The following is a 20805-nucleotide window of genomic DNA, read 5'->3' as shown; positions in this document are numbered from 1 at the left end:
GTAAATACTCTCAGTCATGCGTAACCGCTTCCTGCCCGACGGCCTGAAAGGGCTGGGTTTTCTAAGTTTCTTCCTGCTCGGCGCTTCGGCCGTTTCGCCCGAAATCGGGGAGACGGCCGCGCCCGCGCCCGCCCGGCCCAACGTCATCTTCATCATCTCGGATGATCACACCTCGCAGGCCATCAGCGCCTACGGCAGCCGGCTGGCGAAAACGCCCCACATCGACCGGATTGCCCGGGAAGGCGCCATCCTGTTTAACAACGTGGTGGCCAACTCGATCTGCGGACCGAGCCGGGCGACGCTCCTGACCGGGCAGTTCAGCCACCGGAACGGCTACAAATTCAACGAGAAGGTGTTCGACATCAATCAGCCGGTCTTTTCCGAGGAGCTGCAGAAAAACGGCTACCAGACCGCCTGGGTCGGCAAGATGCACCTCGGCAGCTTGCCCCACGGCTTCGACTATCTCAACATTCTGCCCGGCCACGGCAGTTATTACAATTCCGACTTCGTGGATTCGCAGGGAAAAACCACCCGGCACAACGGCTACGTCACGGATGTGGTCACGCAGCTGTCGACCGACTGGCTCGACAAGCGCGATCCCTCGAAGCCGTTCTTTCTGGTCGTAGGCCACAAGGCGACGCATCGTGAATGGCTGCCCGCCCTCGAGGACCTGGGTGCCTACGACAACGTCACCTACCCGCTGCCGCCGACCTTCTACGACAACTACGAAGGCCGCCTGGCCGCGCAGAAGCAGGACATGAGCATCGAGAAAACCATGCGGCTCAAGGAAGACCTCAAAGTCCATGTCGATTACGAACTCGACGAAGCGAAGGTGGCCGGGGAGAAGGAAGTGCTGAGAAAGGCAAATTTCAGCACCCAGCCGCTGACCCCGGAACTGGATAAACGACTGGAGAATTTTGTGCGCGAAAGCTCCTACCGGCGGCTCACCCCCGACCAGAAGAAGGCCTTCTTCGGCTATTACAACCGCATCAGCCGGGAGTTCGACGAGAAGAAGCTCAGCGGCAAAGCACTGGTGGAGTGGAAATACCAGCGGTATATGCGGGATTATCTGGCGACGGCCAACTCCCTCGACCGCAACATCGGCCGGCTGCTCGACTATCTGGACAAAACCGGGCTGGCGAAGAACACGGTGGTCGTCTACACCTCCGACCAGGGCTTTTATCTGGGCGAACACGGCTGGTTCGACAAGCGGTGGATTTATGAGGAATCGCTGAAGACGCCGTTCGTGATCCGCTATCCGGGCGTGATCAAACCCGGCACGGAGGTCCGGAACGTGGTATCGAACGTCGACTGGGCGCCGACCCTGATGCACCTGACCGGAACCAAAATTCCCGATTACGTCCAGGGCGAATCCTTCCTGCCGATACTGACCGACCGGAAGGCGGCTTTTCGTCCGGCGGCTTATTACCACTACTACGAATACCCGGAACCGCACCGGGTGGCGCCCCACTTCGGCCTGCGCACCGATCGTTACACCCTCGCCCGGTTCTACGGCCCCGACAGTTTCTGGGAGCTGTACGACATTCAGAAAGACCCGCAGAACCTGAAGAACCTGTACGGACAGAAGGGCTACGAAAAAGTCACGGCCGACCTGAAGGCCCAGCTTCGGCAGCAGATCCTCCGGTATAAGGACGACGAAGCCCTGAAGCTGCTCGAAAGCGACCCGCAGTAAACGCAGTAAACAAAAAGCTCCCCGGCGGCATCACGTTCCGGGGAGCTTTTTGTTTGGAAAACCGCTGCGAAGGAGCGGTTTTAACATCGATTTGACGATTAGTCAACTTTCAGCAGCTTGACGGTGCGGCTCTGTTCCGGACTGGCGATCCGCAGCAGCAGGATGCCGTCCCCGGCATTTCCAAGCTGAAGCTGCCGGCGTTCGGTCGCGCCGGACCGGGCCACCTGCTGTTCGGCCAGCAGCCGACCCTGGCTGTCGGTGAGCAGAAGCCGCAGCGGCTGGCCTTCCGCTCCCCGCACCTCGATCTCCACCTGCGGCCCCCGCACGGGGTTGCCCAGCACCACCACTTCCAGTTCCGGCCCGGTTTCCGCCGACCCGGCCGTCATCCGGCTGCCGGAGGGGCAGGTCAGCGTCTTGGGTGCCCACTTCAGGATATAATTGCTGCCCTGCACTTTGGCGCTGATCGTATGCGGCTGGTTATTTTTCAGGGCCACCGGCGTCGGGAGGCTGTAGCCGTGAATCCCGTTGCCCTTGCCTGCATCTTTCAGATCCTGCCGGAAAATGTTGGCGTCCACTTTCCCGATCAGGCTGCCGTCGGCATAAATCTCCACCGGCACGGCCGCGTTGGGCAGGTTTTTGTCCCAGACCCAGCCCCGGATCGAACTGCATTCGGCCTTTTCGAGGTAGCCTTCGTAGTTGGCGGCCGCCGGGGGCGGAGGAGGGGGCGGCACGGCACCGGGATTCAGCCGGAACAGTTTGACGACGCCGTTCTGGGTGGCGGCAAAATACAGCACGTCGTTGACGGGGGTCAGCTTCGAGGGGGACGAGTCGGGGCCGTCCGGGTTGATGTCGGCCACCATGACCGTGCCGATGTCGGTGCCGTTGCTTTTCCAGAGTTCGATGCCGTGGCCGGCGTCTTTGGCGGCAAAATAGGCTACCCCGTTGAAATTGATCATGTGGGCGATTTCGGACGATTCCGCCGTGCCGTTGATGTCCCTGACCAGCACCGTCCCGTTGGTGGTGCCGTCGCTTTTGTACAGCTCCCGGCCGCCGTTGGGGGTGTTGGCCGTGAAGAACAGCGTGTTGTTCACGTTGACGAAGAAGCCCGGTACCCCGTGGCCCTCGTTGCCCGGAAGAATATCTTTGACCAGGGTCGTACCGAATGCCGTGCCGTTACTCTTCCAGAACTCCGTCCCGTAATTGAAGTCGTAGGCTTTAAAATACACCTGCCCGTTGAGGCCGATCAGGCCGAACGGCTCCCCGGAGGTGGGGCCGGTATAGATATCTTTCACCAGACTGGTTCCGGCGGCCGTGCCGTCGCTTTTCCAGAGTTCGGAGCCGGTGGCCGACGTCCAGGCGGTAAAATAAAGCGTGCCGTTGATGTTGGTCAGGCCGGCGATGACCGACTCGTTGGCGCCGGGGTTGATGTCTTTGACGATGACCGTATTCTGTGAGGTGCCGTCGGTTTTCCAGAGTTCGTTTCCGTAGACGCCGTCGGTGGCTTTGAAATACAGCGTGCCGTTGAGGTTGGTTAGCAGGGTGGGGGCCGAGGAATTGGCGCCGTACCGGATGTCGCGCACCATCGTCGTGCCGGCATCGGTGCCGTTGCTCTTCCAGAGTTCAATGCCGTTCTGGCCGTTGTCGGCCCGGAAGTAGAGGGTGCCGTTTACGTCGGTCAGCAGCAGCGGAGTGGAGGAGTTGAGGCCGGTCCAGATGTCTTTCACCATCGTCGTGCCGGGGCCGGTGCCGTCGCTTTTCCAGAGTTCGATGCCGTTCTGGCCGTTGGTGGCCGTGAAATAGAGGAGGCCGTTGCTGACCGTCAGGCGGGCGGGGGTGGAGCCGGCCGCGTCGGGGTTGATGTCTTTGACCAGGACGGTTCCGGCGGCCGTACCGTCGCTCTTCCAGAGTTCCATCCCCTTGGTTCCGTCGCTGGCGCTCAGGTAAATCGTGCCGTTCAGGTTGATGATTTCATTGATACCGCCCGGAAAGTTTTTCAGGGCCAGCGGATTCTGGGCGCGGACCAGGCCGCCCGCAAGGCACAGCCAGCACCCCAGCAGGATGCGGATAGAGAGGTGTTTCATACAAGAGGGAAAATGGTGTGGATTCGTTAACTAACTGTTCGGCAAATGTAGGGCAGCCTCCGGCCGGACACGAGGGAAGATCAACCCGCGGGGCTTTCGACTGAATAAATGGAGGGTTTGAAGGGGTAACTTCCGGTCTAATAAAAGAAGCAGACCAGCAGGGCGGGGAGCTGGTACCAGTGTTCGCGCAGGGCGCCGAGGGCGCGGAACAGGAAATTGGCCGCCGACTGCCTGTTAATTCCCATCACCTGGGCGATCTGGTCGTTGGAGAGGTCTTCGAAGTATTTCAGGTATAGTGCTTCCCGCTGGCGCTCGGGCAGCCGCGCCACCAGGTGCTTCAGCCGCTGTAGGTGTTCCAGACCGGTTTCTTCCTGAATCAGCCACTGTTCGACATTGTCGGTTTCGGCATCTGCCTCCGAAAGGGTCGAGGTGGCCGTTCCCGACGCCTTTTTGATCTCCAGCAGCAGGCGGTTGCGGAGCGATTTCAGCAGATACAGCTTCACCGATACCGGCACGCTCAGGCCCTGGCGGTGTTCCCAGAGATACAGGAAACAGTCCTGAATGCAGTCTTCGATCTGGGCGCGGTCGCGGGTGAACCGGGTCGAATACTGGAACAGCGGTCGGTAGTATTTCCTGATCAGACATCCGAACGCAGCCGGGTCGCCCTCCTGAAACTGCGCCCAGAGCAACTGTTCGTTTTCAGCCATGGTAACGGTTCTGTAGCTCATCGGTGTCGTCTGAGAATTAAGGGTTAGGTATCGATCTCGATCATGGCCTTGATGACTCCGCGGGCCGGGTCCAGCCAGCTCCGGAACTGCTCCTTCACTTCCCCGAACAGCACCCGGTGGGTGATGTAGGTGGTCGGGCGGATGAGGCCCTGCTTCATACAGCCGATCACGTGTTCAAAGTCCTGGCGGGTGGCGTTGCGGCTGCTCATCAGCGTGGCTTCCCGTTTATGAAACTCCGGATGGCTCAGCCTAATGTCGCCTTTCTGCAAGCCGACCAGCACGTAGCGGGCACCGTGGGCCAGGTAGGCAAAGCTGTTGTTGATGGCCGTCAGGTTGCCGGTGGCGTCGATGACCACCGTCGGCATGTCGCCCCCGGTCAGCGTACGGAGCCGTTCCATGACGTCGGATGCACGGGCGTTCACCGTGTGCGGAATCCCGAGGTTTTCGGCGCAGAACGCCAGCCGGCTCTCATTAAGGTCCATGGCGATGACTTCGGCGCCGGCAATCCGGGCAAACTCCATCACGCCCAGCCCGATCGGCCCGGCCCCGATCACCAGCACGAACTCGCCGGGCTGGATGCCCGCCCGCCGGACGCCGTGCGCCCCGATGGCGAGCGGCTCCACCAGCGCCAGTTCGTCGAAGCTCAGCCCCCCGCCGTGGACCAGCGAATAGGAGGGCACCGACAGGTATTCGGTCATCCCGCCGTCGATGTGGACGCCCGCTACCTCCAGCCGGGCGCAGCAGTTGGATTTGCCGGCCCGGCAGGCGACGCAGGTGCCGCAGTTGAAATAGGGAATGAAGGTCACGGTTTCGCCCGGTTCAAAGCCGTCGGCGCCGTCCGCTTCCACCAGTTCTCCGGCCAGCTCGTGGCCCAGAATGCGCGGGTATTGAAAATAAGGCTGCGTGCCCTCGAAGGCGTGAAGATCCGTGCCGCAGATGCCGATCCGGCGGATGCGGAGAATGGCCATTCCCGGCGCGGGTTGCGGCTTTTCGCCCTGTCGGTATTCAAATTGTCCGGGAGTGGTACAGACCAGCATTTCCATCGTTCTCAGGTTGTCTATCAGAAATCGGCTCCGGTTCGGCCGGCTTCGGCTGAATCGGGGAATTGAACAATGCAAAGGAAAAATATTTAGAAATAACTATTTGTCTATTTTTACCCGAGTAGTAACAGATTTTAACATACTTTAGAGAGGTATCGGTTTTTTAAGAGAATATTTATCGTATGAAGCCCCACCTTCTCAAGGTCCCGACTAACCCCTCGCATTCATTCAGCGTCCGTCAGGACCGGATTCCGAACGTCAACAACTCCTGGCACTACCATCCGGAGGTGGAACTGATCCGGTTTCACAAAGGCAGCGGCACCCAGTTCGTCGGCGACCACATCAAGCGGTTCGAGCCGGGCGACGTGGTGCTGGTCGGGTCGAACCTGCCGCACTACTGGCGGTATGACGACGGCTGTTTCCGGGAGGGGCAGCAGGAATCGCCCTTCGCCACGGTAGTCCATTTCACGGAAAACTTCTGGGGCGACCGGTTTCTGAATCTGCCGGAGAACAAACCGCTGAAAACCGTGCTGGAGAAAGCCCGGCGCGGCATTCTGCTGCGGGGTGACCTGCGGGCGCGGGTGATGGACCTGATGGAAAAACTTCATCAGGCGGAAGGTCCCTACCGCATTCTGGGGCTGGTCGAGTGTCTGATGGCGGTGGCCACGGCCCGGCCGGAGCAGGTGGTGGTGCTGTCGTCGCTGGGTTTTCAGTATAATTTCCCGGAGTCGGAAAACGAGCGGATCAACATCATCTACGACTACACCTTCCGGCACTTCCGCCAGAAGATTGCGCTGGAGGAGATCGCTTCGGTGGCCGGGCTGGTGCCCAACTCCTTCTGCCGGTATTTCAAATCCCGGACGGGCAAGACCTACTCGCAGTTTCTCCAGGAAATCCGGGTCGGGTACGCCTGCAAGCTGCTGATCGATAATAACCTGAGCATCAAACAGCTCTGTTACGAAAGCGGCTTCAACAGCTTTACCTGCTTTCACAAATACTTCAAGGCCATTACGGGCAAAAGCCCCCAGAACTACCAGAAAGCCTACGCCGAAAAACCCGTCTGATTGTATGCTCAAACTGTACGTCACTGCATTTTTCCTGTCTCTCTCCGGCCTGGTTTCCGGACAGTCGCTGTCGGCCGTCGAGAAAAAAGTCCTGGCCACGGCCCGGCAGATTCAGCCCGAAACGGAGCAGTTTCTTGAAAAAGTCGTCAATGTCAACAGCGGGACGCTGAACCTGGAGGGTGTCCGGGAGAACGGCCGGCTGATGGCCGCCGAATTTGAGAAGCTCGGCTTTAAAACCGAGTGGGTGCCGCTGCCGGATTCGCTCGGGCGGGCAGGGCACCTGGTGGCGACGCGCCAAGGCAATCGGGGGAAAAAACTGTTCCTGATCGGCCACCTCGACACGGTCTTTGAAAAGAGCCTGCCGTTCGATCCCTTTACCCGCGTGAACGACTCGACGGCCGCCGGCCAGGGCGCCAACGACATGAAGGGGGGCGACGTGCTGATCATCGCGGCCCTGAAAGCGCTGCACGCCCACGGCCTCCTCGACGACACCTCCATAACGGTCTATTTCACGGGCGACGAGGAGAGCGGTGGCGGCCCTGAAAGCCGGCGCGATTTCATCGAACGGGCCCGGAAATGCGACCTGGCGCTGGCCTTCGAGGGGGCGCAGGGGCTGACCCACGTCACCACCGGACGACGGGGTTCCAGCAGCTGGACGCTGAAAATTGCCTCCCGGACGGGCCACTCGTCGCGGATTTTCAGCGACCTCGGCTACGGGGCCATCTTCGAAGCCGCCCGCATCCTGAACGAGTTCCGGCGGGCGCTGGGGCAGGAGAAGTACCTGACATTCAACCCCGGCCTGATCGTCGGCGGCTCCGACGTCCGCTATGATGCGGCCTCGGCCAAAGCCGAAACCAGCGGCAAGACCAACATCGTAGCCCCGGTGGCCCTCGTCAAGGGCGACCTGCGGTTCATCTCCGAAGCCCAGAAGGAAAGCGCCCGCGCCCGGATGCGTGAGATCGTCGAAAAGAGCCTGCCGCTGACCAAAGCCACCATCACCTTCGAGGACGGCATCCCGGCCATGGAGCCTTCGGACAAGAACGAGAACCTGCGGAAAGTGGTCGACCAGCTCAGCCGCGACATGGGGCTGGGGCCGGTGCTTTCCGGCGACCCGGGTGCGCGCGGGGCCGGCGACGTCTCGTTCGTGGCCCAATACCTGCCCTGCCTCGACGGTCTGGGCGCTTCGGGCCGGGGCGCCCACAGCATCGAGGAGACCATCAACCTGAAAGAGTATCCGCTGCTGATCCAGCGGGCCGCCCTGCTCATCTACCGGCTGACGAAGTAGAACCCAACCGGCTTCCGTCATTTTACTTGTGGCTGAAATGACGGAAGCGTCGCGGAAGACCACCCCCAACCCCTCCTTGCCAGGGAGGGGCTTTGCTGCGCCACTCTTTGACATCCCGACGCAGGAGGGATCTTTTGGCCCAATAACCGGTCACCATGAGTGCCGAAGCACAAGGTTCCTCGTTCCTCGGGATGACAAAAGCACGGGAAGACAAAAACACCCCCTCCTTACCAGGGAGAGGGCCGGAGGGTGGTCTTCCGGCGATATTTCTTATCTTGTTTCCCCGAAGTATGAAACTGCAAACAACGAACCACCCTGGAAACCCGGACCCTGATTGTCGGGGCCGGTCCGTTTGGACTGAGCCTGGCGGCTTACCTGCGTCGGCGCAACCTTGATTTCCGGCTGATCGGCCGGCCGATGGAATTCTGGCGGAACCATATGCCCCCCGGTATGCTGCTGCGGTCGGGGGTGGGCTGGCACCTCGACCCCGACGGCCGGTTTACGCTCGAACGGTTTTTTCTGGAACGGGGAGAGAACCCGGCCGCCGTCAAGCCGATTTCCCGCGAAACGTATCTGAACTATACCGACTGGTTTACGAACCGGGCCGACATTGCGGCCCGGCCCGCCCGGGTCACCGCCGTCCGGCGCGAAGACGGCGGTTTTCGGGTGACGCTCGACGACGGCAGCCGGGTGCTGGCCCGGCGCGTGGTGGTGGCCACCGGCTTTTATTCCTTCGCCCATATCCCCCCGGCGCTGCTGGCATTGACTCCGCCCGGCCGCATCCGGCACACGCGCGATGCCGTCGATCCGGGAGCTTACCGGGACCGGCGGGTGCTGATCGTCGGCGGGCGGCAGAGTGCCTTCGAATGGGCGGCTCTCCTGAGCGAAGCCGGAGCCGCGCGCATCGACCTCAGTTACCGGCACGATACCCCCCGCTTTACCCCCTCCGACTGGTCGTGGGTTGAACCGCTGGTCGATGGGATGGTCGACAATCCGTCCTGGTTCCGTCAGCTCTCCGATGAGCAGCAGGAAGAACACCGGGCCCATCTCTGGAGAGAGGGGCGGCTTCAGCTCGAACCCTGGCTGGAAAACCGGATCGCGGGGCCGCAGGTGCGGCTGCATCCGCGCACGCAGGTGAACCGGGTGGCGCTCCAGCCGGACGGAAGCCTGCTGGTGGGCCTTGATTCGGGGAAAGTCCTGCCGGTCGATGAAGTGATTGCCGCGACGGGCTACCAGGTGGATATCCGGGGGCTGCCGTTTCTGGATGCGTCGCTGGTGCGGGAACTGGCCGTCGAGCAGGGTTTCCCGGTCCTCGATCCGGCTTTCCAGAGTTCGGTGCCGGGCCTGTACTTCAGCAGTTTGCCGGCGAGCCGGACATTCGGGCCTTTTTTCGGCTTTACGATTGCGGTGCGGTCGGCGGCCCGGATCATCGGGTCGGCGCTCGAACGGACGGAAGAAGGAATCTGAAGCCCCAACAAAAAACGGCCGGATGCCGGAGTTCCCAACGGGAGCGCCCCGGCGTCCGACCGTTTTTTGTTAACGGGTTTGCCTTATTCGGCGGTCACTTTCTGGATCGTCCCCGGGCCGTAGCTCAGGACGTAATACGTGTCGGGGAAGGTCAGGCTCAGTTCGATGCTGACGGCGGTGGCAACGGGAGAAAGCAGCGTCACGGCGGCATCCTCACCGCTGGCGACCCGGCCGCCCGGAGGGCCGAAGCCGAACTCGGTCACGACCGGCTTGTTACCCGGCGACAGGATGATGTCGGTCAGGCCCGTAAAACCGGTTTTGTAGTCGGTTAGGGCGCCGGCGGGCGTGATCTGGAAAATTTTTGCCACACCAGCCGGGAAGGGAAGGCCCGTCAGGGAGGTCACCAGGAACTTGCTGCCGTCATACACGATGCCGGTCGGCACCGATTCTACTGTCGGGGGGCCACCTGAGACGATACCGGTCGCGATGCTCGGAACCGTGGCGAACACCTCGAAGCTGCCGACGCTGTTCCGCCGGATCACGATGTTGGCGCCGGCGTCCGTAATGTAAATTTTGCCGTCGGGACCGAACGTCAGATTATAGGGGTCGGATTCGCCCGTGTCGGGGAAATTCAGGGTCGTAAAATCGATGGAGGCCACAAACCCGGCGATGTCCTCGAAAGGCAGGCCGCCGGCCGCCACCGCCGGGGTCACGCCCGGTGTGAAGGCGGAAATGTCGTAGACATACAGGCGGCCCAGAATCCCGTGCAGAATGTACAGCTTGCCGTCCTTGTATTTCAGGTGCGCCAGACCGGCCGGGCTGCCTTCGGGGCTGATCACGGAGGGGAAGCCCGTGATGACCGGGTATTTCTGCCCGTCCGGGGTGATGGCCGTCACCTGACCGTCGTTGTTCCCCGTTCCGGTTTCGGTGACGAAGAGCACCTCGCCTTTTCCGACCGTCAGGCCGATGGGAAACTTGAGTCCGGCGGCAAAGCCGCTGCCGCTGAGTTTGGTGGGCTGCGGAACCTTGTGATCCTGGACGCAACTACTGACCACAAGGGCGCTGATTCCGGCCAGCAGGAGTGCCCGCATAGACCGGAGAAATGTGAATTTGTGCTGCATGAGAGAGAGGTTTTGGTTAAATCTGAACGGATACGAAGCAGGGTTGGAAAAGGTTGCCTGTCCGTACCTGAAAAGCGCGGCAATATATTCGAAATGAAAAGGTTGAGGCAGGCCGTTGCCTAAGTTAGATGTATCGACACGTTTTAATTTATTATTCGGCGACCGGGTTGTCCTATGAATAAAAATATTCGGTCGTTTAAAAAATTAAGCTGTTTTTAGTAGGATATATTGGCAACCTTCATATATTTACTTTCAACAATCGAGGAGCTTCATCCACTGTCAGCTATGGAATCATCCGGAAATGAATTTTTGCGTGGTACTTTGAAAACCATCGTTCTTAAACTGCTGTCTGAACACGGCCGCATGTATGGGTATGAAATCACGCAGTCGGTTAAGGAGCGGACGCAGGGAGAAGTGACCCTGACGTTCGGGGCACTGTATCCGGTGCTGCACAAACTGGAACAGGAAGGATTTCTGGTGACCGAATCGGTCGAGGTCGACGGACGGCTGCGGAAGTATTATTCCCTGACTCCGCGCGGCAGTGAAACCGCCGTTCAGAAGGTTTCGGAGTTTGAACGGTTCGTCGAAGTGATGCGTACCCTTTTGCAGCCCCCGCCGTCGCTGGCTTCCGTAAGCCGCTAAAAAAGAAATGGTTAGTCGACAAACGCAAGAACACCATGACAAAGCTTACTCCGCAGCAATTAGCGAAAGTACAGGGCCACCTGCTCCGCAACGGTTCGGGCGATGCGCTCCTGAGCGAACTGGTCGACCATCTGGCCTGCGAAATCGAACACTATGTATGGATCGGCCTGCCCTTCGAATCGGCCCTCGATAAAGTGCTGATGGACGCCAACGCCATCGCTGTCCGGCACCTGAGCGAAACCTACCGCTGTGAACTGACCCTGTCCGACGAGCAGCTCCAGCAGGCCAGCCTCGACGACATCGTTTTCGAGTTCCGGAACAAGGCTTACGGAGCCTACGACCTGCGGCAGGCCTACCGCCGGAACCTCGGCAACGCCCTGATGATGGGCCTGGGCATGGTCCTGCTGCTCATGTCGCTCATGAACGGCATCGGGACGAAAAACTGGTCGTATCTGAGCACGACCGGTCTGATGTGGATCACGGGGCTGCTGGGCGTCACGCTCGCTCTGGGCCGATGGTTTCACCAGCATGTTCAGGACAAATACCGGACGGCAGAATGAGTATTTTCTACCTTATTGTGTCTGTTTATTCGGCGCCAGACTGAATAATTTTTCATTTTCAAATTCGGTATTTATACTCTGTGTAGACCCATTGAAGGCGGATTTGTTTCCGTCTGGAAGGATCCATTGGATAATTAAATTTGTCTGATAAATAGTTTGGTGTTAAGTTGCGCCGTTCTTAACGGACGCAGTGCATGACTTCCCAACCTACGGATACGATTACCCCGATTCAGCAACAGGCTGAGGTATTGCGGTCGATGGTGGACGCCACGGCGGTCGCCATGGCTTTTTTTCGGCCCATTCGGGACCATCAGAACCGGATTTCCGATTTTCAGGCCCTTGAAGTAAACCAGGCTTACGCGCTTCTCCTGCAGCGGCCCCCGGACGAACTGCTCCGCCGGACCCTGACGGAACACGGCTTTCCGGCCTCCGTCTCCGAGCTGACGGGGGCGCTCGTGCGCGTGGCCGAAACGGGGCAGCCTTTCCAGACCGGCTTTGCGCATCCGGTCGACGGCCGGCCCTGCTGGCTCAGCCTCCGGGCCGTCTGGCAGGGCGACGGGCTGGTGCTGTCGTACGAAGACCTCAGCCCGATGCAGCAGGAACACCCGGTTTTCGGGAGGATGTTCGACGCTTCGCCGGTCAGCATGATGGTGCTCGAACCCATTCCCGGCCCCGGGGGCGTGGTCGACGATTTCCGGGTTCTGTTTTCCAACCAGGCCACTTCCATTTTATTCGGATGGTCGCTGGAGTATCTGCTCGACGGCGGCCCGCTCGGCCAAAAACTGCCCCAATACCGCCGGTTTCGGCTGTTCGACCTGTTTGCGCAGGTGGCCGGAAACCGCCAGTCTGCCCGGCGGGAGTTTCAGTATGACGGCGACGGCATCCACCGCTGGCTCGACGTGTCGGCCTGGCCGCAGGGCCGGAACGGCGTCGTGGCGATGATTATGGATGCAACGCCCATCCGGCAGGCCCGGCTCGACGCCCAGAAGGCGGTTCGTGAACTCACGTTCGCGCGCGAACAGGCCCAGGAAATGATTCATATGGTTTCGCATGATCTGCAGGAGCCGCTCCGGAAAATTCAGCTCTTCGGGAAAGCCCTCAGCCTCCAGCCCGCCCTGGTGGAGGATTCGGGCAACCGTGAGCTCATCAACCGCATCCAGTCGGCTGCGGCCCGGATGTCGAACCTCGTGGCCGACCTGCTTACCTACTCCCGCATTCTCAACCGCACGGAAACGTTCCAGCGGGTATCGCTCGACGGCTTGCTGGGCCGCATCACCGAAGACCTCCGGAATGCCGACATCCTGGCCGAAGCCGTCATCCATACCACGGAACTGCCCGAGGTGGCGGGGGATTCGGCCCAGCTTTATCAACTGTTCTACCAACTGCTTTCCAACGCCGTAAAATTCAGGAAGGGCGATGTGCCCTGTCAGGTCTGGATTTCCGGCCGGAGAATTCATAAGGGCGAACTGGACCCGTCCATAACCTCCGACCGCTTTACCGATCCGCCCGAAACCCTCTGGGAAATCCGGGTGGTCGACAACGGCATCGGCTTCGACGAAAAATACCGCGACCGCATTTTTCAGGTCTTCAGGCGGCTGCACGGAAAGAGCCAGTACGCCGGCAGCGGCCTCGGGCTCAGCATCTGCCGCAAGGTCGTCGACAACCATGGCGGAGCCATCACCGCCCGCAGCGAACCCAACCGCGGTACCACCTTCCTGGTCTATCTTCCGGCCTGATGCGGCCATCGCTCAGCGCCCCTCCAGAAAGGTCAGAACATCCCGGCTGCCGTCGAGCAGCACATGCCCCATGCCGGGGATGATCCGGATTTTCAGCCGCAGGATATGGCGGGCGAGCCGGGCGGCAGTGACCTGCGCCGGCCGCGTTACGTCCTGCGCTCCGGCCAGCAGCAGCACCGGCATCGTCAGCCGGTCCAGTTCCTCATCCGTAAAGAGATATTCCTTTTCGATCCGGGGCCGGACGTTCCCCAGCACCGTGTCCATGTAGGCCAGCGCCTTCGGGTCGACGGACCGCCGACCGACGACGAGCCGGTTGACCTGCCGGATACCGGCTTTTCCAAACAGGGAAAAGAACACGGCCCGCAGCGTGAAAGAGGCATTGGTCGGCACCACCCCTGCCGGATTGATCAGCACGAGCTTCTCGATGCGCCCGGGATACAGCGTTGCATAGCGCAGCGCCGTCCAGCCCCCCTGCGAGAGACCGGCCAGCGAAAACTGCTTCAGCCGCAGCCCGATCCGCACATCTTCCAGCCATTCGGCGTAGCCGTATCCCTGAAACGGCAGCCGGTTGGGGGCGCTTTTGCCGGGTTCGCCGGGTAGATCCAACAGATAGACGCTATAGTGTCTGCTATATTCCGCCACGTCTCTGATCCAGGACACCGCGTTGGAATTGGCACCGTGCAGCAGCACCAGCGCCGGAGCGCCCGCTTTGCCGCAGGTGATCAGAAAGGTGTCGCCGTGGCGGGTCGATAGGGTCTGGGTTTCGAACGGAACCGGCCAGTTTGCCAGGGCGGTATCGTAATGGGATAAAACCTGTAGCTTTCCCGCAGCGGTTTTATAAATGGTTTCGGTCTGCATGATGTGCTGGTATGGCGAAACAAAAATAGGCGGGCCGCCGGTTGAGTGGCCGGCCGCCGGGCCGTCCGGGGTCGTAAGCCCGGCCTGGACCGATGAAAGACGAATCCCGCCGGACATAATCCGGAGCCGTTTCGGAGCCGACGGGGAGGCCCGGCCGAACGGCGGTTTTGCCGTTTAATAATACAGCCGCTGAAACCCCGGTTTCGGCGGAGGATAATCGGCTTTCAATCAGCGCGTTCTCCGGCAGGACTTTTTCGCAGCGCAGGCTGTGTACCTTTGATTCGTCAATGATCCACACAACAAATCCGATGAAAACTTTTCGCATCCTTCCCCTTTTTCTGCTGCTCGTTTCGGCGACCGTAGCCGGTCCGTCCCGCAAACCCTCGACGGAAACCGTTGCCGCCCAATTGTCAAGATATATCGTTTACCCCGACCTGCTCCGGGATTCCGGCCGGTCCGGCGTGGTGGTCGTCAGCTTCCGACTGGACGCCGACCACCGCCTGGCCGATCTGCAGGTCCATACCGCGAATACCGAACTGAACGAGACGCTGGTGCGCCGGCTGACCGGCCGGAAACTCCGGGTGCCGGAGGCCGAAACCGGCCACGTTCAGTGGGTTCGTCTGCGATTCCAGTCTTCCAATTAGTGTAGTGTTCATTTAAGAGGTTTAACTGTAGGTTAGAGCCGGTTCCCGCTGGGAGCCGGCTCTTTTGTTTTCTGCCCTTGAGAATTTCCCGAAATCCGGACCGCACCGGAAGAAACTTCGCAAAACTCTCCCCTCCATTCCGTGGTTAAAACGATTCGGGTCAGTGCGCTGCAGCGCGACGGTTCGGAAACGGTTTCGGTTCGCTGAACGATCGCTGCCGGTACGGGCGGTTCGTGACCAGGAGCGACGACCGGACCTTCCAGTTTTATCGCCGGGAAGGTCCGGTCGGAAAGGAGTTGAGGAAAATAAATACGGAATGGCTTGACTTTCAGGAATTTATTTCGTATAAAACTTAACAGAAAGTTAACATTGGACTTTTGTTTCCCAGCTTTTTTTCGTATTGGTTTGTAGATTTTTTTGTAGACACTAAAAATTAACCTACAGCTTTATGAAAGCAGGGAAAAAGAAGTTGGCTTCGGATATTGCAGGTTCGATTGAAACCAGGGTGAATGAGGTCGGAGGGCAGTCCAAAAAAGTAAAGAAAGCCATTGAAAAGTCGGCGGAAAAACTGGCCGACAAACTCACGAAGCTCTTTAAGAAGGAGGAGAAGAAAAGAGAAAAAGAGGCCGAAAAATCCCGGAAGAAAGTAAAGACGCTGGCCAAAAAGGCCGACAAAAAGAAGAAGGACCGGCCGGCTCCCTCGCTGAAAAGCGAGCAGGCCGACCTGTACAGTGCTTCTCCGGAAAGTGCAGGCCCGGTGGCGGTCGGCCGGAAAAACTCCGCCAAACCGACCGGTGTGAAACTGCTGGCCGAGAATACGGAAGCCTGATCCCGTCGTTTGTGTCATGCCTGCGCAGTCGTGCGGGCATGACACAAACTTTACAATGCCGTCACACTGGCTTCACCCGGGATACCGACCTTTGCGGAAACTACCCGACCCCACTGCGTGAAGTCTATCTCCCTTGTCTCGATTCGTATCCGGCTGCTGCTTCTGGCCGCCCTGGCCGGCTGGGGTGGTTACCGGTTTGCGCTCCTGCCGGTTTCAGTTGCCGCCGGCCACACACCTGCCGATCCGGGCATCGAAGCCCTCAGCGCCCTCGACCGGCACACCCTGGCGGGGCTGGATTCCGCCCTCACCGTGTTGCAGACCGGGGTCATGTATGACCTGCCCGGCCCGGCGCTTCGTTCGGTAACCGACGACATCCGGCACCGGGTTCACGACGTGCTGCTGCTGGCTCCTGCCCGGCAGGCGGCCGGCTTCGCGCCGGATTTAGATATAGAGGTTCATTTTCAGTCGCTTAGCGTTTCGCTGTCCGCCCGGGTTCCGAAAGCCGCCCTGCTCAGACGCATCGCCTGCCTTCAGTCTTCCGTCCGGCATTTACGCTACCTGGCCGAGAGGGATGATACGAAATAATTCGTTTTCAAAGGGTGTCAGGGCTGTTTTATTTCTATTATTTCAGTTTGACCAAACTTCTCCCAGTCGTAAACTTTCGGTAAAAATGAGGTAAAAGCCGGGTGCTTTCTTTGCGGGCGACAAAGCAACCCTACTCACGCTTCATTCCTTTATGAAACTTACCCACGTTTACCTGGCTTCTCAGGTCGCTTCCCTGCTGGCCCTGACCCTGGCCGGCTGTACCGTCACCGATCACCAGACTCCGCAGACCTCGGCCCTCCTGACCAACCAGTCGGCGACGCCCGCGCTGGTGAAGAAAATGCGCGGCTTCGAAGGTCTGGACGTTTATTCGCTCGTCAGTTCCGACGATAAATTAACGCAGTCCCCTAATTTCGTTTTCGGCGGTTCGGCCGACGGGATGGGACTGCTGAAAAACAACGACGGCTCGTTTACGATGCTGGTCAACAACGAAGACAATTTTGCGGTGTCGCGGCTGACGCTGGATCCGACGTTCAAACCCGTCAAGGGCGAATACCTGCTGAACTCCGACGGCGCGCAGTGGCGGCTTTGCTCGGCCACCCTGGCGACTCCGGAGGAACACGGTTTCGGGCCGCTGTTCCTGACCTGCGGGGAAAGCGGGGAAGATTCGCGCATTCATGCCGTGAACCCCTACGGTGACCCCTCGACGGCCGGCGTTACCAAGGAAAAACCGGCCCTGGGCCGTCAGAGCGCCGAAAACGCGCTGCCCCTGCCGAAAACCGCCTATGCCGGTAAAACGCTGATCCTGATCGGCGACGACGACAGCGGCACCTACGGCGGGCAGGTCATCCTGTACGTGGGCAACTCCGTCGGCGACCTCGACAACGGCAGCTACTATTTCCTGCGCCGGAAAGACCTGAACCAGAAGGAAACGGCGCTGAAGGTCGGCGAAGTCCACGACATCGAGTTCGTCAAAATTGAGAACCATGCCGCCCTGACGGGCCTGCAACTGAACCAGAAAGCCGATGAACTGAGCGCCGTCAAGTTCGGCCGCGTCGAGGACGCCGACTACCGCAAAGGGGGTGGAGCCAACGGCCGGGAGGTATATTTCACGGTGACGGGCCAGAACAACACCGGCGTCAACGCCGACTACAGCCGCTCGAAGTACGGCCGGGTGTACAAGCTGGTTCTGGACGAAACGAACCCGCTGAAAGGCAAACTCCAGCTGATTCTGGACGGCGACGACCGCAGCGGCATTGCCAAAACCTTCCAGAACCCGGACAACATCCTGGTGACCAATAACTACGCCTACATTCAGGAAGACCCGAACGGGTACAACGACGAAACTCACGACGCCTATATCTATCAATATAACCTGACCAACGGAGAACTGAAAGCGGTGTTTGAACTCGACCACCGCCGGAACCAGCCGGATGCCGCCAGATACAACGTCGGCGGGCTGTCGAAGCTGGGTTCCTGGGAAAGCAGCGGTCTGATCGACATTTCCGACGTCATCGGCGTTCCGAACACCTTCGTCTTCGGCGTTCAGGGCCACACCTGGACGGGCGATGCCTACAAGGGCGTCGACGGCGGCTCCAAGCGGCTTTCCGAAAATCAGGCCAGCCAGCTGCTGGTCATCAAAGGGCTTCCCCGTTAACCACGTTTGATCTCGTATAATCCGATTCCTGCCGGGGCATTCCGGCAGGAATTTTCCTTTCTCCCATGAAACGCACTCTTCTGGCCGGACTGGCCCTTCTGGCCCTGGTGGCGGCCTATTTCGGCTTCCGCCGGAGCGAAGCCCCGGCCGCGACCACCGTCGAGCGGGTCCAGAGACAATTTCTGGCCGACGTGGCGGCCTTCGAAACCGCCGTGGCGGCCCTGAAGAAAACCGTTGAATCCGGCGACCCGGCGGCCCGGCGGACGGCTTTCCTGCAAACCCGGCTGGCCTGGAAACAGGTCGAATGGCTCGCCGAATACTACTTCCCCGCCACGGCCAAAGCCATCAACGGGGCGCCCATCCCGGAGTATGAGGAGTCCGACGCCAAAACCATCGCGCCGGAAGGACTCCAGGTCATCGAACCGCTGCTGTTTCCGGCTCCGGACCCCGACGCCCTTCCCGAACTGAAGCGGCAGGTCGCCATGCTCCAGGCCAACGCCCGGCGGCTGAATGTGGTGGCGCAGAACAACCCCATGACCGACGCCCACCTTTTCGACGCCCTGCGGCTGGAGGTATTCCGGATCGTGAGTCTGGGCATCACCGGCTTCGATGCCCCGGTGGCGCTGTCGTCGCTGCCCGAAGCCCGCGTGGCTGTCCGGTCACTGCGTAGCTATCTCGCCATTTACCGTCCGGCGCTGGAACGCAAAGACCCGACGCTGGCCGGCGGCCTGGAGGTGCTGTCTGCGCGGGCCGACGGTTATCTGAAGAAACCGACCGGAGCGGAGGCTTTCAACCGCTTCGACCGGATGGCGTTCATCACCGAAATTGCCAACCCGCTCGGCGGTTTGCTGCTCGATGCCCAGAAAGCGCTCGGTTTCGAGCCGTTCCGGGAGTCGCGGGGCCTTCGGGCCGACGCCCGCACCCTCTTCGACGCGGGAGCCTTTTCCGCCGATCATTACGCCCCCGGTCCGGCTCACCGTACCACGCCCGCGCGGGTGCTGCTGGGGCGGAAACTGTTCTTCGACCCGGTGCTGTCGGGCGACGGCAATCGCTCCTGCGCCGGCTGTCACCAGCCCGACCGGGCCTTTACGGACGGCCTGGCCCGGAATCTGGCCCTCGACGGCCGGAAACCCATCCGGCGGAATACGCCCACGCTCTGGAACGTAGGGCTTCAGCGGGCACTGTTCGCCGACTCACGGGTGAGCTTCCTCGAAGACCAGGCCACCGACGTGGTGACGAATGCCGACGAGATGCACGGCTCGTTCGACAAGGTGGTGGCCGAACTGAAAAACCGGCCGGCCTATGCCGCCCTGTTCGCCAACGCCTATACCGACGGGGTGACGTCCTTCAACATCCGCAACGCCCTGGCCGCCTACCAGCGGACGCTAATCGGCCTGAACAGCCGGTTCGACCGCTACGTACGGGGCGAGCGTTCGGCGCTGAACGCGCAGGAGGTGCTGGGTTTCAATCTGTTTGCGGGAAAGGGACGCTGCGCCACCTGCCATTTTCTGCCCCTGACCAACGGCCTGGTGCCCCCGCATTTCGAAAAAAGCGAGAGCGAGAACCTGGGTGTGCCGGAGCGGTTCGTTCGGAAGGGCGGCCGGCTCGACCCCGACCGGGGCAAGGGCGGCCACAACGGGGCGGCCATCCATCAGCATCTGTTCAAGACGCCTACGGTGCGGAACGTAGCTCTGACGGCACCCTACATGCACAACGGCGCGTTCGGGACGCTGGAGGAGGTGGTCGATTTCTATGATCTGGGCGGAGGGCGCGGCATCGGCATTCACTCCGAAACGCAGACGCTGTCGGAAAACCGCCTGAACCTGGACGGCCCCGAAAAAGCCGCCCTGGTGGCTTTCATGAAGGCGCTGACGGATACGACGGCCGTTGTTTCTCCAAATTTCTGAAGTTTATGGATTTGCTGCTTACCGGCAGGTGATCGAGTAACTTTTGACGGTCGTGACGGTCGAGATCGGGGTCGAGCCGTCGGGGCCGAGCAGCTTCTGGATCGTGGTGCGCTGCGCGACCTGACCGTCGGGGAGGAAACGGTAGCGGTATTCGTACAGGATGCGGGTCCGGCCGGCCGGGTTGGTGTTGGTGAACAGGCAGCGCACGGGCAGGTTCACGCTTTTGCGGCCCAGGTGGGGCGTCAGGTCCGGGAGGTTGGGTCGGCTCAGGTCGTATTCAAATTCGTTGAGGGCGGTATAGGGTCCCGTCTCCGGGTGAACGCCCTGCGACTCCACCCGGACGGCATTGCCGTTGGCGTAGGTGTATCTCAGCAGTGCCCCGGTTTCATTTTTTTCTTCCAGGATAAAGCCTTTCGCGTCGTATTTGCGCTCGGGGGCGGTCCAGAGACCCTGCGCATTGAGGGTGTAGGACTGCGCGGGCGTATCCGGGTTGGCGGCAGTGAATACCTGTAACTTCCCGTCGGCGTATTCATAGCGGGTTTCCTGGGGGGGCAGAGGACGGCCTTTGGGAAAACTGGCGAACCGGTGCCGGACGATCCGACCTTCCTCGTCGTATTCATACCGGTCGAAACCGGCCATTCCCGCGTCGGTCGTGTCCCCCTCCTGTTCGATCACCTGCCGGTCGAGGGTAATCTCGGCAATGCGGCAAGGCTGGTCGGGGGCTTCGAGGCCACGCTTATCGGGGGAACAGGAAACCGATAAAAGGAGAATGATTGCGTAGTTGAGAATACGGTGGGATGTGCCTTTCATTGGGAACTGCTACAGACTATACCAATAACGGTTTGCAGCAAATGCCATTCCACAACGCCCTCCGTCCGATAACTTTAATGTCCGATTATTGCCGGTTGGCCCGAACATGGCAAGCCAAAGCCCGGTCGTCGGACGCTGAT

At 60.3% G+C, this 20805-nt stretch carries 18 protein-coding genes; 12 read left to right on the top strand and 6 right to left on the bottom strand.

The window, feature by feature from the left end:
* Nucleotides 1–16: 16 nt before the first annotated feature.
* Nucleotides 17–1693: a sulfatase family protein gene (locus DX909_RS15940; RefSeq protein WP_128546187.1), complete on the top strand. Its 1677-nt coding sequence runs from the start codon at nt 17–19 to the stop codon at nt 1691–1693.
* Between the two features lie 98 nt (nt 1694–1791).
* On the opposite strand, the gene DX909_RS15935 is transcribed toward DX909_RS15940, so the two are convergent.
* From DX909_RS15935 to DX909_RS15925, 3 genes are all read right to left on the bottom strand, one after another.
* Nucleotides 1792–3774 carry an ELWxxDGT repeat protein gene (locus DX909_RS15935; protein ID WP_128546186.1) on the bottom strand — a complete coding sequence of 661 codons (1983 nt, stop codon included), beginning with the start codon at nt 3772–3774 and terminating at the stop codon, nt 1792–1794.
* Nucleotides 3775–3911: 137 nt separating this feature from the next.
* Nucleotides 3912–4502 carry an RNA polymerase sigma factor gene (locus DX909_RS15930; RefSeq protein ID WP_128546185.1) on the bottom strand — a complete coding sequence of 197 codons (591 nt, stop codon included), beginning with the start codon at nt 4500–4502 and terminating at the stop codon, nt 3912–3914.
* Between the two features lie 23 nt (nt 4503–4525).
* Nucleotides 4526–5545, bottom strand: a complete 1020-nt coding sequence (locus DX909_RS15925; RefSeq protein WP_128546184.1) for a zinc-binding alcohol dehydrogenase family protein — start codon at nt 5543–5545, stop codon at nt 4526–4528.
* A 179-nt stretch (nt 5546–5724) separates the two neighbouring features.
* Between DX909_RS15925 and DX909_RS15920 the strand changes: the two genes are divergently transcribed.
* The 3 genes from DX909_RS15920 (at nt 5725) to DX909_RS15910 (ending at nt 9358) form a co-directional block, all read left to right on the top strand.
* Nucleotides 5725–6606, top strand: a complete 882-nt coding sequence (locus DX909_RS15920; protein ID WP_128546183.1) for an AraC family transcriptional regulator — start codon at nt 5725–5727, stop codon at nt 6604–6606.
* A 4-nt stretch (nt 6607–6610) separates the two neighbouring features.
* Entirely contained in the window at nt 6611–7891 is a 1281-nt protein-coding gene (locus DX909_RS15915) for a M20/M25/M40 family metallo-hydrolase (protein WP_128546182.1), read from the top strand.
* A gap of 315 nt (nt 7892–8206) precedes the next feature.
* Complete coding sequence (locus tag DX909_RS15910; protein WP_128546181.1) at nt 8207–9358, top strand: NAD(P)-binding domain-containing protein; 1152 nt, start codon at nt 8207–8209, stop codon at nt 9356–9358.
* An 83-nt stretch (nt 9359–9441) separates the two neighbouring features.
* Here DX909_RS15910 and DX909_RS15905 read toward each other — a convergent pair whose 3' ends face one another.
* Nucleotides 9442–10479 carry a ScyD/ScyE family protein gene (locus DX909_RS15905; protein WP_128546180.1) on the bottom strand — a complete coding sequence of 346 codons (1038 nt, stop codon included), beginning with the start codon at nt 10477–10479 and terminating at the stop codon, nt 9442–9444.
* A 285-nt stretch (nt 10480–10764) separates the two neighbouring features.
* Here DX909_RS15905 and DX909_RS15900 point away from each other — a divergent pair, with 285 nt between their 5' ends.
* The 3 genes from DX909_RS15900 to DX909_RS15890 all read left to right on the top strand — a co-directional run bounded on the left by DX909_RS15900 (nt 10765) and on the right by DX909_RS15890 (nt 13417).
* Nucleotides 10765–11121 (top strand): PadR family transcriptional regulator, encoded by a 357-nt coding sequence (locus DX909_RS15900; RefSeq protein ID WP_128546179.1) that lies wholly within the window; start codon nt 10765–10767, stop codon nt 11119–11121.
* A 35-nt stretch (nt 11122–11156) separates the two neighbouring features.
* Complete coding sequence (locus DX909_RS15895) at nt 11157–11681, top strand: hypothetical protein (protein WP_128546178.1); 525 nt, start codon at nt 11157–11159, stop codon at nt 11679–11681.
* Nucleotides 11682–11875: 194 nt separating this feature from the next.
* Nucleotides 11876–13417, top strand: coding sequence for a sensor histidine kinase (locus DX909_RS15890; protein WP_128546177.1), 1542 nt, complete (start codon nt 11876–11878; stop codon nt 13415–13417).
* A gap of 12 nt (nt 13418–13429) precedes the next feature.
* On the opposite strand, the gene DX909_RS15885 is transcribed toward DX909_RS15890, so the two are convergent.
* Nucleotides 13430–14275: an alpha/beta fold hydrolase gene (locus tag DX909_RS15885; protein ID WP_164851301.1), complete on the bottom strand. Its 846-nt coding sequence runs from the start codon at nt 14273–14275 to the stop codon at nt 13430–13432.
* A 308-nt stretch (nt 14276–14583) separates the two neighbouring features.
* On the opposite strand from DX909_RS15885, the gene DX909_RS15880 reads away from it, so the two are divergent.
* The 5 genes from DX909_RS15880 (at nt 14584) to DX909_RS15860 (ending at nt 19855) form a co-directional block, all read left to right on the top strand.
* Nucleotides 14584–14919, top strand: a complete 336-nt coding sequence (locus DX909_RS15880; RefSeq protein ID WP_128546175.1) for an energy transducer TonB — start codon at nt 14584–14586, stop codon at nt 14917–14919.
* A 448-nt stretch (nt 14920–15367) separates the two neighbouring features.
* The gene (locus DX909_RS15875) at nt 15368–15748 is read left to right on the top strand and encodes a hypothetical protein (protein ID WP_128546174.1); all 381 of its coding nucleotides are present in this window, start codon (nt 15368–15370) and stop codon (nt 15746–15748) included.
* 117 nt (nt 15749–15865) lie between these two features.
* Nucleotides 15866–16333 (top strand): hypothetical protein, encoded by a 468-nt coding sequence (locus DX909_RS15870; RefSeq protein ID WP_128546173.1) that lies wholly within the window; start codon nt 15866–15868, stop codon nt 16331–16333.
* Nucleotides 16334–16484: 151 nt separating this feature from the next.
* A complete protein-coding gene (locus DX909_RS15865) occupies nt 16485–17948 on the top strand; it encodes a PhoX family protein (RefSeq protein ID WP_229311062.1) in 1464 nt (487 codons plus the stop codon).
* A 65-nt stretch (nt 17949–18013) separates the two neighbouring features.
* Entirely contained in the window at nt 18014–19855 is a 1842-nt protein-coding gene (locus DX909_RS15860; RefSeq protein WP_128546172.1) for a cytochrome c peroxidase, read from the top strand.
* A gap of 18 nt (nt 19856–19873) precedes the next feature.
* On the opposite strand, the gene DX909_RS15855 is transcribed toward DX909_RS15860, so the two are convergent.
* Nucleotides 19874–20665: a hypothetical protein gene (locus DX909_RS15855; protein WP_128546171.1), complete on the bottom strand. Its 792-nt coding sequence runs from the start codon at nt 20663–20665 to the stop codon at nt 19874–19876.
* Between the last annotated feature and the right edge of the window lie 140 nt (nt 20666–20805).

This window comes from Larkinella soli (assembly GCF_003703975.1).
Classification (GTDB): Bacteria; Bacteroidota; Bacteroidia; order Cytophagales; family Spirosomataceae; genus Larkinella; species Larkinella soli.
This window is presented reverse-complemented; position numbering and strand designations above follow the sequence as displayed.